The following is a 15,624-nucleotide window of genomic DNA, read 5'->3' as shown; positions in this document are numbered from 1 at the left end:
CTTATGACAAATCCCCCTACTGAGTCAACCAAGACTGTCGATGCCTTTCCATCAACACCCCTGTCGGGTAAATTTGTTATGCCCGATACTTTAGTGATTATCTTCTTTGTCGCTTTAATTGCAGGTTTGCTCACGTACCTCATCCCCATTGGTTCATTCCAAACCCAGGAGGTGCATTATCTTGCAGATGGAGTGCAAAAGGCGCGCACCGTGGTTGATCCCAACTCTTTTGCATATCAATTCGATGATATAGGCGAGCCCCAATTACAACCTGTTGCCTTATTTAGGGGAGAAGGTGGCGTAGGATTTTTTAATTTTGCCTTCGAAGGCTTAACCTCAGGTTCTAAATGGGGTAGTGCGATTGGCGTTATCATGTTTATGTTAGTGATTGGTGGCTCCTTTGGCGTGGTAATGGCAACAGGTACGATTGATAACGGCATTTTGCGATTAATCGATAAAACTCGCGGTAATGAGAAACTGTTTATTCCCGTGATATTTACCTTGTTTTCCTTGGGTGGCGCGGTGTTTGGCATGGGAGAAGAGGCGATTGCCTTTGCCATTATTATCTGCCCGCTGATGATACGTTTAGGTTATGACGGTATTACCACAGTGATGGTAACTTACGTCGCTACCCAGATTGGTTTCGCCAGCTCGTGGATGAATCCCTTTAGTGTCGCAATTGCCCAAGGTATCGCGGGTATTCCGGTATTATCAGGCAGTGACTTTCGTTTTCCCATGTGGGTTGGGTTTACCTTATTTGGTATTGTTTTTACCATGCGCTATGCCCATCGCATTCAGCAAAATCCTACCTTATCCCATAGTTATCAGTCTGATGAATTCTTTCGTGAGCATCACGCCAATGCAAAACTTGAGAGCCGTTTTAATCTCGCAGATGGCTTAATTTTACTCACGCTAGTGTTGACTATGATCTGGGTTATTTGGGGCGTGGTTGCCAAAGCTTGGTTTATCCCTGAAATTGCGAGTCAATTTTTTACCATGGGGATAGTGGCTGGCATTATTGGTACTCTTTTTAAACTCAATGGTATGACGTTAAATAAGGTGGCACTGAGTTTTAAAGAGGGAGCTAAAACTATGTTGGAGCCCGCTCTGCTTGTTGGTTGCGCATCAGGCATATTACTGTTGTTAGGTGGTGGTGAACCGACACAGCCGAGCGTGCTAAATACCATATTAAGCAGTGCCGGTGGCGTAATAGGGCATTTACCCGATGCTTTATCTGCATGGTTTATGCTGTTATTTCAATCGGTATTTAATTTTTTTGTGACTTCAGGCTCAGGTCAGGCAGCATTGACTATGCCGCTGATGGCTCCGTTATCGGATATTGTAGGTGTGACTCGACAAGTGGCTGTGTTGGCGTTCCAACTGGGTGATGGGCTCACCAATATTATTGTACCTACTTCTGCATCATTAATGGCTACGCTTGGGGTATGCCGAGTTGATTGGGGCAATTGGCTTAAGTTTATATGGCGTTTTATGCTGTTTTTGATGTTGATATCGAGCGTGCTGGTTGTTGGTGCCCACTATTTAGGTTTTAGCTAGTTTAGGCTTTAGTTAATCTGAATCTGAACCCTAATAGAGGATGCTATGTTATTAAATATAGCTATTTTAAAGGGATAAAAAAACGGCATCTAAAGATACCGTTTTGCTTATATTAGTAGCATTATTTGCTCACTAGGAAATTAGAACTTAACTTTATAGCCAGCAAATATCACTCTACCCAAGATATTGTGAGTATCAGTATCGTATCCAGGGTAGCCCAAGCTATAGTTCACAGTTGGCATAGCATCAAATAAATTACGAGCACCAACGGTGACTTTTCCATAATTGCTAAAGTCATAGTTAAGTGTCATATCCCAAGTAGTGGAAGATGCGAAATCTTGCTTCTGGGTACCAGCCTCTTGTTGTTGCGCTGTTTCACCGTCATAGGAATCAATATATTTAGCAATTAATGACGCTGAAAAATCGTCGATCATATAGCTAAATGTAGTATTGAAACGCAGTGGTGGATAACCCTTAGTACCGAGCACATCATAACGTTTAGCGATAGGACTCGCTTGTTCAGTAAATTCCAGAGCATAAGTACCTTCAACTGCAAACTTGAATGTACCTGCATTACCTAATTCAAAGTTTGAACTGAATGACACATCAAGTCCTGAAGTTTGAACGCCATCCATGTTAATATTGCCAGCACCGATTTCATCAATCGTACCGTCTGCTTTACGTTTGATATAAATGTATTTAGGGTCGTAAGCACCTAAACCACCAATAGCCTCCAAATCGACAATGGTTTGTGCATCGATATAACTGACTTGGTCGGTGATTTCAATATTGTAATAATCAACGGCTAAATCAATATTTTCTGTGATGTTCCACACGGCACCGAAAGCGTATTGATCTGATTTTTCAGGTTCTAGCTCTTTGTTGCCTGAGCTTTTACGTAAATACTGGGCATCTTCACATGCTTTATTATCTTTCTGTTGGTCTGCAGGCAATGACTGACATAGTGTTGTATCTGTCACTAAGTCATAGCTAGTTGCTGGTTCACCTAACAGATCATCTAAAGAGGGAGCTCTAAAGCCCTGTCCATAGGATGCTCGTAATACCAAGCTATCAAGTGCTTGATAGCGAACGTTCACTGAGCTAGATAATTGACCTACGTCTGGGAGACTATATTGGTCATAACGACTAGCCAGTTTAACTGTTAAGTTATCTAGAACAGGTAGTTCTAATTCAATAAATGCTGCTTTATAGTTTCTTTCACCTGCTGAATCGCCACCGTAGGTACCTAATACGTTCCCTGCAGCCTGTTGGGCATCTCGTTTATCCGTATATTCTATTTTCTGGTATTCAATACCAAATGCATAGCCAAGATCGCCACCGGGTAATACTATTGGAGCTAAAGCTGCCCAAGATAAACCTGTACCAGTAGTATTTGACGTTGCTTTACGTGTTGCTGTATGTAAGAAAGTATCTAGTGTTGCTTGTGTTGCATTACCTCCTTCTACAAATGGGTTATATAGTTCTTGGTCAACTGCCTCTTGTAATTTATCTTCAAAAACATAAGAGTCAGTTTCAATATTCACAATTTGGTCTGAATACTGAACATACCAGCTTAATGAACCCGCATCTAACTCCAGATTTAAGCCTGTGACTATGTCAACGACATCTGACTTAAATTCAGTACTACGGTCAGCTACGCCTTTTAAGCGGTGGTAAGCTTGGATTTCTGAAGCATTCTCTGTGCCGTAAGTTGGGTTAAATTTGTTATCAGCAGAAAGATATAGGTTGGGTGTCCATAGCGCTGTTGAAGATGTGATTGATTTATCACGCATAACGATAGCTTGGCCAAACCATTCTAATTCATCAGTAATACGATGAGTCATGTTAGTAAAGATAGAATCTTTGGTTTGATCTGGCAGGTAATCAGTACCATCAAAGTGACTGAAACCACACGCTGAACCATCTTTTGAGGTGACGATTCGATCAGCAGGACAGTCCTTACCTGGTACTTGTAATCCGGTATAGACTGGATCATCAAATGTTCCATCAGCACCTTTAGTTGGACGTGCTGCTACAGGGCGATAAGTACCTTCTGGTGCATATAAACCGCTGCGACCATATTTGGCATCCCAGTCAGCGGTTAAATGTGGGCGTTCACCACCTTGTAAAGGGTCGAACTGTTTATGTTCAATAACAACTAAGCTGCTACTTTTTTCATCAGAGTTACCAAAAGTAATAGAAGCCGATTTTTCATCGCGACCACCCTGAGTTGGGTTGCCAAATTTTGCATCAAAGGCAAGGCCATCAAATGTTTTCTTTAGGATAATGTTAATTACCCCACCAATAGCATCTGAACCATAAATTGCAGAAGCACCATCACGTAAAATTTCAATACGCTCAATTGCATCCATCGGGATTAAGTTGAGGTTGGTTGAATCACCACCAAAGGTCGCTGATGGCGCAATACGGCGTCCATTAATCAAAGTTAACGTACGGTTCGATCCTAAACCGCGCATACCCGAGCTTGCATGGTTACTTGCCGAGCTTCCTGCATCACTGATAAAACTACCAGCAGTGTTAAATGGCATTTGAGCTAATACTGCGGAAACATCACTTAAGCCTGTTTTAGCAATATCTTCGGCAGATAAAACAGTAACAGGTAATGCTGACTCCATATCGGTTCTCTGAATTCGTGAACCCGTCACTTCGATACGTTCAACTTTTGCTCCATCTTCAGCTGCAAATACTGCTGTTGATAAAGCAGCGGTAGTTGCACCGCTTATTAACGCAAAGCGAACAGCTTTGGCTAATATAGAATTAGCTCGCATTTTATTCTCCCTTAATACTTGTTTATTTAATTTTTATTTTTCTTAAAGGGTTACTGTTGCAATAAATCAGTATCCCATTTAATTAGGCTCAGGATATAACCACAGGAAAATAACAAGTGCAACATTGTAAATGCCGTTTAACTTGTTAGTGGTTTGTTTGTTTTTATGTGTTTTAAGGGGGGTGTATCGGTATAAATAGTGTGAATAGTTGTGATAACACTTATTTTTAGTAAATTGTTGTTGCTATAATTGGCGGTATTGTTTTTATTTTGTGTATTTTGTGTATTTTTGGTGTTTTCTGTTTTTTTTGTGGGTTTCTTTTGTTGTTTGACGGGTCTTTGTGTCATGCAGCTAATAATCATACTTTTTTACAATTTTTGCGTAAAATATATCTATATATTTCCTGTTTTGATATATATCGAATGCTGCACTGTTTATAGTTGATGTAAATAGGGTTTTCTGTACGGTTTAATTTATTATTTTTATTTTATTGTTGATGCCTACAATTGTGCAGATTCTATTTTTAATAGATCTAAAAAATAACTATCTATTCTGGTTATACGATTCATCATTCTGTTTAATTATAAAGGAAAGATGATTGTTTATTCGATTTGTCTTTATTTTTATGATTCTTTTTAGAAATGGTTCAATTGTTTATAAATTAGTCTAAGTAAATATTTTCCCTCGTATTCTACTTATTTTATGTTCATTGTAGGTATTTGATCTGCTGTTTTAGCTTTATATTGATTAGGGCAGTAGTGTGTTAAGTATCGCAGTACAACGTAGATAACAATTACAGTAGCAACCAGTAATTCAACATCTGCTAAATAATTTATCCACATGGCCAGCTTTTCAAAGTGGCGATATTGCATTAACCAAGTTGAGGTTTTAAAAAGTGCCGTAGCCCCTATAACCATAGGAAAGGTAAATGCAGCATAGCTCGGGCTAAAGGGCAGTTTTAATAGGTGAAAGAACGCTAAGTAGACAATGCAGGTCATTAGAACAGCGATGCTCACTAGCAATGCAACCAGTGCTATGGAGGGCTGTTGGCACACTGTTAAGTAACCCGCCAATAATAAACTCGCAGGAGCTGCCAAAATGGCAATGGTAGGTTTAGCTGCATCTGGTACTGCTTGGCAAAAAATGAGGCGGTATAGCATAAGGGGGAGCATCACTAGGTATACCAACATTCCAAAGACTAAAATAGCATTAACGAGCCATCGATAACCCTCTGCGGGAAAAGACACAGCCGCAACTATGATACCAATGGGGGGCACAAACCAACTTGGAACCATATGTTCTAATTTAAAATCAATGGCGCGATAGTAGATAAAAGCCCCTAGAAAAATCACATGAATAACGATGGCAACGACCCATAGTGTTAGTCCTGCATTGGGTAAGTAGTGACCTAGCATCTTTGATATCACCATTAGTGCCATGGTAAACGTGGGGATCACGCTGGCAACGACTGGGTGGCTTAGCTCATTGGTTAGAATATTGGGGTGGAGTAGAAATTTACCCGCGAGTAGTAATAACAGGATTGAAGCGATAATCGCACCAATGAGTTGTCCCATGCCATTAAGTGAAGGCAACACACTTTCCCAAGTCCAACCTAGGCTGGCAATGGCGAGGGCTAAGCCTGCCATTGGGCTTGGTAATTTAGCAGCTTGTGCTGCCCAGCGTTTACGTTTGGAAGTCATCTTGATTACCTCTCAACAGTGAGATTGATAACACCGCTTCGATGAGGAGCGCTGTCTCTATGTCATCAGTGTATTCCTCCAATGGTTGATAAGTTAAATTGATTCTTTTTACGCATAAAATCAATTTTATTTACTATAGTTGGCATTGCTGCGCTAGACGTCAATTAGCAGTTATGGTTTTAGTTTACAGCGCAGCAGAGTATGCCCGAGGCCGAGATTGTCGGTATCTTCATCAACATATAATCCAGCTTGGTGAAGCAAGGCCAATAAATCCTTTGAGTGGTACATGCGGTTATTGCCATTGGCCATAGCACTGAAATAGAGGCTAGTGGCATTAACACAATAGGCTGAAGCGGCACAGGGTTGTCTATCCCAAAAGGTTTCGACAATAAAGAGTTGGCTATCCATGGTCATCGCCTTGGCTGTGCGCTGTAAGATGCTCAGTATTTGCACTTTAGAAAAACAATCTAAAAACTGGCTCATCCAGTAGGTGTCTGCACCTTCAACAAAGAGCTGAGATTCGTCTAGTAGATCAGTGGCATAGGTATGCACACGTGAGGTATAGCCTTGTTCCGTGGCATGTTGAGCGGCAACTTCGAGCTGTCCAGGGAAGTCCATGATAGTCACTTCAACCTCAGCATTGTATTGACAACAGCTCAGTGCCCATTTTCCTGTGTTTCCACCAACATCGACTAAGTGTTTTGGTTTGTGAGCAAACACTAAAGGTAAAAGTTGGGGGAATGCGTGATCTGAATAGTAATGATCGAAGGCAAACCAACTCTCTTTGGCTTTGGGGGGCAAATCTTTAAGTGCGGGATAAATGGTATTCCAGTCACCAAATACGTCGAGCCCTGCTGCTTTCCCCTCGAGTAAGGCATTATCTAGCTTAAACAGACCTTGGTAGCAAACATCTTGCACAAAATTAAGATTGATTGCAGCCATATCGTCATGGAGTAGAAAATGCCCTGTTTTATCGAGCACATAGGCCAAATCGTTTCGCCAAATTAAACCCATGCTCAATCCCATATCTAACAAGACACCTAGGGCATATTCACTCAGTACAGAGGATTGGCTTAACTCAGCCAAAGTTATTCCCTGCTCTGCGGCTTTATCAATGGTGGCTAAAATATCAAACTTGAGTAGGCAATGAGCCACTTGAAAACTAATGGGGCCAAAGGCAATTTTTTGGGCTTCAAACTTAGCATCAAAGGCACTGATATTGCGAGGAGCATTATAGAAAGGCATAAAAAATAATTAGTTGGCTTGCGATTACTCCTTTATAGCGAACTCAGCCATGAAAGTCAGTTTCGTGATAAATAACTATGAGCTGTGTCCTACTTGGTGGGTAATATTTACTTGCTCCCGTTAGGAATAAAATGAAGTTGATTGAATTTTAAACATAAAAATACCCGACTATGGCCGGGTATAGATTAAGCGATAACATGATGTATTACTGAATGTTTTCTTCGTCGCCAAACTGGCCTTGGAATAAAACTGAAGATAAGTAACGCTCTGCTGCCGATGGTAATACCACCACAATCGTCTTATCTGCAAATTCTGGTAATGCGGCGATACGGTTTGCCGCAACCACAGCAGCACCCGAGGAAATACCGACTAAAATGCCTTCTTCTTGCATTAAGCGGCGTGCCATCTCAATGGCTTCATCGTTGGTAACCGCTTCTACGCGGTCAATCAATTCTAAATCTAAGTTACCTGGGATAAAACCTGCACCAATACCTTGGATTTTATGCGGCCCTGGTTGCACAGGTAAGCCTGCCAAAGTTTGAGCGATTACCGGTGAATCTGCAGGCTCAACCGCAACTGAGGTGATGGTTTTGCCAGCCACTTTTTTCAAGTAACGACTCACACCAGTAATAGTACCGCCAGTACCTACGCCGGCAACAAAGACATCCACTTCACCGTCGGTATCATTCCAGATTTCTGGACCTGTAGTTTTTTCGTGAATTTCCGGGTTTGCAGGGTTATTAAATTGCTGTAATAAAATGTATTTTTCAGGAGCCGATTGACGGATTTCTTCTGCTTTATCAATCGCGCCTTTCATGCCTTTTGCGCCTTCGGTCAGCACAAGATTTGCCCCTAAAGCCTTAAGCAACTTACGGCGCTCTAGGCTCATGGTATTAGGCATAGTCAGAGTCAGTTTATAACCACGGGCTGCGGCAACATACGCCAGTGCAATACCTGTGTTGCCTGAGGTGGGCTCGATCAATTCGTGATCTTTAGTGAGCAGACCTTTTTTCTCGGCATCCCAAATCATATTGGCACCGATACGGCATTTAACACTGAAACTTGGGTTACGTGCTTCGACTTTAGCCAATACTTTACCTTGGCTAACGCGGTTTAAACGTACTAGTGGAGTATTGCCAATAGTATATGAATTGTCTTCGAAAATTTTGCTCATGGATTGCTTGCTCCTATGTTGGCACTATTGAATCATAATCGGCTGTGGCTGTTTTAGAAGTGATTGTTTGTTCTTCTTTATTCGATTTAGTTATTAAAGGGTGTGCTGTTATTCGCAAACCCTGATTGGCAGCCAGTTTAACTGTGTTAACCTCTTGCTAACATAAAAAAGATTGTTACATTCTTAGGGATAACTTCTTGATGTTTCAATCGTAAAACAAGCCTACCACTGGGATCGGACAAGAGCAAAAATGAAGCAACAACAAATGGATTTGGGCAAAGACCCCAAAACGATGGTAACACCAAAGGCGTTTACCATTGCAGAAGCTGTATTATACACCCCATTGGCGACACCGCTAAAGCGGGCATTAGCCATAATGATTGACGGTTTGTTGATCACTGTGTTGGCTGAACAGATGGATTGGATGTTTGTCTTGCTGGTGGTCGGTATTATCTTTATAGAAAAGCGCAGTAGAAAGTTTGGTCGTTTGCTCAAGTGGGGACTTTATGCCCTGATGTTGGCTTTTATGTTACTTACGACCGCTGATAATCTATTTAATTTTAATGGTTCTGACGACACAAACGATGTGTTAGCAGAGCAGCAATCGGTATTGGGTAAACAAATTATTACGTCGCTACCCGCACTGATTTCGTTGAGTCTGTGCGACAACTACGATTGTGGGAAGGTTCAAATTCAATCCTTACGAGAGGCGATAGCAAGCGATTCAGTATCAAAGGGAATGGCAGAAAATGAGCGGCGGGAAATGGTGCTTGAAACCCTGGTCACTAGCGGTTTGCCTGCCGCCGATAGTGCAAAATTACGGGCCGAAGTGCTTGATGGTACCCTATGGCCTGTTATCACGTCTCAAGCTGAATTGACGACAACAGATTCTCTGCCTGAGCCGCTTAAGCCAAATCAAGTGATTCGGCCAACAGAATCGTTGCAAAGTACAGTGACTGACACAGCGAAAGTAACCTCTTCTCAATCCTCCCGCATAAAAAGCGTAGATGATAAGGATGAATCAACCAGCCATAGTGTTGTCGCTTGGATTAAAGGTTTTATGAGTGATATGGGGCTTGGCTTTGGTTGGGCTGCGTTTTACTTTACCGTTTTTACTGCGCGGTTCGATGGTCAAACCTTAGGTAAAAAGATACTTGGCATTCGGGTGATACAACTCGATGGTGCTAGCATCAGTTTATGGGCCGCGTTTGGGCGTTATGGCGGTTATGCCGCTGGCTTTACCACCGGTTTACTCGGTTTTATACAAATATTTTGGGATGCCAATCGGCAGGGGATCCAAGATAAAATATCTTCAACAGTCGTGATAGACTTAGTGCAAATGCATAAAAAGCAACAATTAGAGCAGCAAGCACAGCGTCAAGATGTGATGCCTGTGCTGACGAATGATCCTTCAGCGTCTGCTCACCTTACAACAAGCACCCGTTCGGAGCACCTATGAAACAGGTCGTAATTTCGGGGAGTGGCCTATTTACGCCGCCCCACAGTATTTCTAATGAAGCCTTAGTTGAGAGCTTCAATGCCTATGTTGATATTTTCAATCTTGAAAATGCAGGCTTAATTGAGCAAGGCCATGTCGCGGCGTTGTCCTATTCATCGAGCGAGTTTATTGAGAAAGCCTCAGGTATTAAGCACAGATATGTGATGGTCAAAGAGGGTATTCTCGATCCTGAAGTGATGATGCCCCTGATCCCTGAGCGCAGTAGTGACGAATTATCGATGCAGGCCGAGATTGGCCTTGAAGCCGCATTGATGGCGCTTAAAAATGCCAATCTCAAGGCTGAACAAATTGACTTAGTGATTGTTGCCTGTGCTTATACCCAGCGCGCTTATCCCGCGATGGCGATTGAAATCCAACGCGCCCTTGGTACGCGGGGTTACGGTTACGATATGCAGGTGGCTTGTTCATCGGCGACGTTCGCGATTGTTGCCGCTGCTAATGCCATTGCTACGGGTTCAGCCTCAAGAGTGCTAGTGATCAACCCTGAGATTTGCTCGGCGCAGGTGAATTATCGCGACCGTGACAGTCATTTTATCTTCGGGGATGTGGCGACCGCACTGGTACTTGAAGAGCAAAGCCTAGCCCAGTCTGACCATGTATTTAAGATCCTCTCAAGCCGCTGTTTTACCGATTACTCGAACAATATTCGCAGTAATTTCGGTTTCCTGAATCGCTGCGATCCGAGTGCGGCCCATCAAGCCGATAAGCTGTTCCACCAACAGGGGCGTAAAGTGTTTAAAGAGCTGTTGCCGATGATTTATCAGCATTTGGATGAACATCTGGCCGAACAAGCATTAACGCCACAGTCCTTCAAACGTTTGTGGTTGCACCAAGCTAACATCAATATGAATCAATTTGTGGTGAGAAAAATGCTTGGGGATGAGGTATCGCCGGAGCAAGCGCCCGTGGTGTTAGATGAATATGCCAATACGGCATCGGCTGGTTCTGTGATTGCATTTCATAAATATTCCAGCGATTTTAAGGCTGGCGATTTAGGTTTATTGAGTTCATTTGGTGCAGGATATTCTATCGGCAGCGTGATTTTGCAGAAATGTTAAGCGGACGCATTGATTGAGTGGTATCTATAAAAACAGCCTCTTTTGAGGCTGTTTTTTATTTGTGCGTAACTTACCAGCGGGTAAGTTAACTAATCACTTGTGCTAGTCATTTTTGAGAGTCCCTTGTTACGGAACCGAGAACCCATAAGCAAATATCTTCATTACTCAGGGGCTATCGCTGGGTTGCGGTAGGCTTCGCGATATTTATCGACCCACATTGCGGTGGCGCCACAAATCGCCACAGGCATCACGATAAAATTAACAATAGGGATCATCGAAAACAGCATCACTGCCGCACCAAAGCTAAAACTGCTACCGCGGGTTTGATTTAAGGCAAAGCGCATATCCTTAAAGCTCACCTTATGATTGTCGAAGGGATAATCGCAATACTGAATTGCCATCATCCAAGCGCTGAATAAAAACCACAAAATTGGTGCGAGTGTTTGGCCCACCATAGGGACAAGAAACAGTAATAAAAACACCAGCGCGCGCGGGAGATAGTATTTAAGCTTTATCCACTCACGGCCAAAAATTCGTGGAAGATCTTTGACAACATCGAGACCTGAGCCTGTATGGAGGGGTTTTCCTGTCAGTAATTGTTCAACTTTTTCCGCTAATAGGCCATTAAACGGCGCGGCGAGCCAGTTCATTACAGAGCTAAACACAAAGGCAAGCATAACCAGCATAGTCGTAACTGCGAGCGGCCAGAGTAAAAAGTTTAGCCAGCTTAAGTATTCTGGTAGTTGGGCATTTATCCAAGTGAACATAGTCTCTAACTGGCCGATGGCCACATAGATCACCCCCGCAAACAGGACTAGGTTGATCATTAATGGAATAAATACGAAGGTGCGCAGGCCTTTACGCCTGATCAAACCAAAGCCATCGAGAAAATAATTAACACCACTTTTGGCTGGGAAGGGCAAGGTTTTCTTCTGTGTCATATCGTTTTTCCAAAAAGTTAAGCGACAGCTATATGCGATTGTGAGCAACTCATGGGCAGATGACAAGCTAAAAGCCACATGAATTCAATAAAAAACGTTACAAAATGCGGTTTGCTTTGCTAGAGTTGCCTGCAGAATGTATTTGCACTACTTGGGCCATTTTCGGGCCAAACTTCAGAGACGCGCTAACTGGCACTATGAGATTAAAACAGATAAAACTTGCTGGCTTTAAGTCGTTTGTCGATCCCACCAAAATTCCGTTTTTACAGGCATTAACCGCCATTATTGGTCCAAATGGATGCGGCAAATCGAACGTCATTGATGCCGTGCGTTGGGTGCTTGGTGAAAGCTCAGCTAAACACCTGCGTGGTGATTCTATGGCCGATGTCATTTTTAACGGCTCAAGCGCGCGTAAACCTGTCTCTGTGGCTGGGGTTGAACTGGTTTTTGAGAACAAAGAGGGGCGTCTGGCAGGCCAATATGCTAGCTACGAAGATATTTCGGTAAAACGTCAGGTCAGTCGTGATGGCGAGTCGTGGTATTTTCTTAACGGTCAAAAGTGTCGCCGTAAAGACATCACCGATTTATTTATGGGTACTGGCCTTGGACCACGAAGCTACGCCATTATTGAGCAGGGCACCATCTCACGGCTTATCGAATCCAAACCCCAAGATCTACGTACTTTTATCGAGGAAGCGGCGGGGATCTCCCGTTATAAAGAGCGCCGTCGCGAAACCGAAAACCGTATTCGTCATACCCGTGAAAACCTCGAGCGTTTAGGCGATATTCGTAGCGAGTTAGGTAAGCAGCTAGATAAATTAGCCCAGCAGGCCAAGGCCGCCAAACAATATCGCGAACTTAAACAAGCTGAACGTAAGACTCACGCTGAACTTCTCGTGATGCGCTATCAAGAGTTACAGGTGCAGATGGCGAGTTTGTCTGAGCAAATCAGTGCCATCGAAGTGCAACAAGCGGCTGCGCAGTCTCTTGCACAAACCGATGAATTACAGGCGACCGAGCTACAAGTACAACTTGCTCAATTGGCTGAGCAGGAGCAGCGTGCCGTCGAAGCTTATTATTTAACTGGCACCGAAATCGCTAAGCTAGAACAACAGTTACAGAATCAAAAACAGCGTGATTCACAGCTCGAAGCACAGTTAATCCAAGTTAAGGACCAGATCCGTCAACAAACGGATAAACTCGAAGGTTATCAAACCAGTCTGAGTGCTTTGGAGTTAGAGTTATCTCAACTTGCTCCACAGCATGAAGAGCAGCAAGAGATGATGGATGAGCTGCAATCCCAGTGGGATATGAGTGTCGAGCGCAGCGAGCAGCAGAGCGAAACGGCACGTCAGCAGGCGGCGGTAGTATCCCAGCATAAGTTGCAGCTCGAACTGCGTCGCAGCCAGTTGGCGCATCAAGAGCAGTTATTACAGCATAAACAGCAACAGCACGATGAGCAGCAAGCCGAGCTTAATAACCTGACTCGTGTTGAACTTGAAGATAAGGTTACGCCGCTTACTCAAGATCTCGCCTTGTTAGATGAGGCTGTAACAGAGCAAATTGACATTAATCATCAGTTGGAAGAGCAGGTGAGTTTGAGCACGCAAAGCTTAGATGAGGCGCGTGTTAGTTTTGGCCTTATCCAACAAAAGCTTACTGCTACCCGTGCTCGTTTTGAATTAGTTGAACAATGGCTCGCTAAGCAAGAGCAACTCAGTGATAAGCCGCAGCTGTGGCAAAGTATTAAGGTAGAAAATGGCTGGGAAACCGCTGCAGAGCTTGCATTAAATGGTTTACTTACCTTGCCGATGGGCGTGTTAAATACCGAGGTCGGGTTTCAAACCCTAGAGCTAAAATTGGCTGGTATAGACACCAATGATGAATATCACGCCAAGATCCAATCTAATGTCAATTTGGCCCCTTGGTTAACAGGGCTTAAATGGGCGCAAGATCTTCAATCTGCGAAACAGATGCTAGCAAAGCTTAAGGATGATGAACGTATCGTCACCGCCGATGGTTATTTGCTGGGGCGAGGCTTTTTAATTGCCAAGCAAGACAGCGCTGAATCCTTAGTGCAACTGAGTAAAGAGCAGGTACAGCTTGCGCAGAGTATCGCAGATTTAGACATCGCGCTTGGTATGCAGCAAATCAAGCTAACCGAGTTAGCGGCGATTTTAAACCAACAGAGACAGCAATTTACCAGTAGCACGCAAAAGTTGCATCAATTGCAGCTCGATAAAGCTACAAAAACGACACAACTCACCAATGCGACTGAGCAAGCTAAGCTACTCACAGTAAAGCGGAGTCAACTTAAGGAAACGGTAACGCGGAGTTTGGCTGAAATATCCGCCTTAACCGAACAATTAAGCCTACTTGAGGAGCAAGAGGCTGAACTAGATGAAGTCCTGCAGTTAAGCCTTGAAAAACAATTGCAACTTAGCCAAGACTCCCAAGCAGATTTGGCGGGGCATCAAGCATTAAAAGTGCGCTTGACTGAGGTTGAACGAACCTTATCTGCCCTTGGTGCACGCTTGCAATCTGTCACTATGCGAATAGCGGTCAATGTTGAACAAATTGAATTACAGCGGGTACGTGTCAATGAATTAGTTCAGTCTCGGGAAACTGTGTCAACGCAACTTGCCACGGCAGCCGAACAGAGCGGTTTGCATAATAGTCACCAGTTAAGTGAACAGCTAACCAGCCTGCTTAAACAGCAACAGGTGCAACAACAGGGCTTAAAAGCCGTGCGAACGGAGCAAAGTTCCCTTACTGAGGCATTAAATAGTATAGGAATAAAGCAAAAACAAGAGCTTGGTAGGCTTGAGGGCTTGACTCAAAGCCTGAGCGCGTTAAAGTTACGTCGTGAAGGTTTAAAAGGTCAAGCAGATAGTCAGTTAGCGGCCTTGCAAGAACAGCAAATTGTTCTGTCACAGATTATTAATACTTTGCCCGCTGAAGGCAGTCCTGATAAATGGCAGAGTGATTTAGATCAAATTCGGCAAAAAATCGTTCGTTTAGGTGCCATTAACCTCGCTGCGATCGAAGAATTTGAACAGCAAAGTGAGCGAAAATCCTATCTTGATCATCAAGATGACGATTTAAATAAGGGACTCGCTACCTTAGAAGAAGCAATCCGTAAAATAGACAAGGAAACCCGTACACGCTTTAAAGCAACGTTCGACTCTGTAAACGAAGATCTCGGGCGCTTATTTCCGAAGGTTTTTGGCGGTGGACGAGCTTATTTGGCGCTAACCGAGGATGATTTGCTAGAAACGGGCGTGACCATCATGGCCCAGCCACCGGGTAAGAAGAACAGCACAATCCATCTTCTTTCGGGTGGTGAAAAAGCATTAACCGCTTTATCATTGGTATTCGCAATATTTAGGCTGAATCCTGCTCCCTTCTGTATGCTAGATGAAGTGGATGCGCCATTAGACGATGCCAACGTAGAACGCTTCTGTAGATTACTGAAAGAAATGTCACAGAGCGTACAGTTTATATATATTAGCCATAACAAAATAACCATGGAGATGGCTGATCAACTTATAGGTGTAACTATGTACGAGCCGGGTGTATCTCGTATAGTTGCAGTAGATATAGAGCAAGCGGTGGCGATGGCTGACGCTGGATAACTAGAA

Annotated in this window: 9 protein-coding genes; 4 read left to right on the top strand and 5 right to left on the bottom strand. The window is 43.4% G+C overall.

Annotation, left to right across the window (positions count from 1 at the left end; translation table 11 throughout):
* Nucleotides 1-3 precede the first annotated feature (3 nt).
* Nucleotides 4-1,557 carry a putative basic amino acid antiporter YfcC gene (gene yfcC / locus L2744_RS12800; RefSeq protein WP_376711949.1) on the top strand — a complete coding sequence of 518 codons (1,554 nt, stop codon included), beginning with the start codon at nt 4-6 and terminating at the stop codon, nt 1,555-1,557.
* Between the two features lie 140 nt (nt 1,558-1,697).
* Here yfcC and L2744_RS12795 read toward each other — a convergent pair whose 3' ends face one another.
* The 4 genes from L2744_RS12795 to cysK form a co-directional block, all read right to left on the bottom strand.
* Complete coding sequence (locus tag L2744_RS12795) at nt 1,698-4,346, bottom strand: TonB-dependent receptor plug domain-containing protein (RefSeq protein ID WP_248992269.1); 2,649 nt, start codon at nt 4,344-4,346, stop codon at nt 1,698-1,700.
* A 695-nt stretch (nt 4,347-5,041) separates the two neighbouring features.
* Nucleotides 5,042-6,046, bottom strand: coding sequence for a TDT family transporter (locus tag L2744_RS12790; protein WP_248992268.1), 1,005 nt, complete (start codon nt 6,044-6,046; stop codon nt 5,042-5,044).
* Nucleotides 6,047-6,217: 171 nt separating this feature from the next.
* Nucleotides 6,218-7,291: a methyltransferase gene (locus tag L2744_RS12785; RefSeq protein WP_248992267.1), complete on the bottom strand. Its 1,074-nt coding sequence runs from the start codon at nt 7,289-7,291 to the stop codon at nt 6,218-6,220.
* Nucleotides 7,292-7,496: 205 nt separating this feature from the next.
* Complete coding sequence (gene cysK / locus L2744_RS12780) at nt 7,497-8,465, bottom strand: cysteine synthase A (protein WP_248992266.1); 969 nt, start codon at nt 8,463-8,465, stop codon at nt 7,497-7,499.
* Nucleotides 8,466-8,715: 250 nt separating this feature from the next.
* Between cysK and L2744_RS12775 the strand changes: the two genes are divergently transcribed.
* Both L2744_RS12775 and L2744_RS12770 read left to right on the top strand, forming a co-directional pair.
* Entirely contained in the window at nt 8,716-9,924 is a 1,209-nt protein-coding gene (locus L2744_RS12775) for an RDD family protein (RefSeq protein ID WP_248992265.1), read from the top strand.
* Entirely contained in the window at nt 9,921-11,042 is a 1,122-nt protein-coding gene (locus L2744_RS12770) for a beta-ketoacyl-ACP synthase III (RefSeq protein ID WP_248992264.1), read from the top strand. Before L2744_RS12775 ends, L2744_RS12770 begins: the two co-directional genes overlap by 4 nt.
* A gap of 161 nt (nt 11,043-11,203) precedes the next feature.
* Here L2744_RS12770 and cysZ read toward each other — a convergent pair whose 3' ends face one another.
* A complete protein-coding gene (gene cysZ / locus L2744_RS12765) occupies nt 11,204-11,983 on the bottom strand; it encodes a sulfate transporter CysZ (RefSeq protein WP_248992263.1) in 780 nt (259 codons plus the stop codon).
* Nucleotides 11,984-12,180: 197 nt separating this feature from the next.
* On the opposite strand from cysZ, the gene smc reads away from it, so the two are divergent.
* Nucleotides 12,181-15,618, top strand: a complete 3,438-nt coding sequence (smc, locus tag L2744_RS12760) for a chromosome segregation protein SMC (RefSeq protein ID WP_248992262.1) — start codon at nt 12,181-12,183, stop codon at nt 15,616-15,618.
* The last annotated feature ends 6 nt before the right edge of the window (nt 15,619-15,624 follow it).

It is taken from the genome of Shewanella profunda (assembly GCF_023283765.1).
Lineage (GTDB): Bacteria > Pseudomonadota > Gammaproteobacteria > Enterobacterales > Shewanellaceae > Shewanella > Shewanella profunda.
The sequence above is the reverse complement of the archived record's forward strand: the minus strand, read 5'-3'. Positions and strand labels throughout refer to the sequence as shown.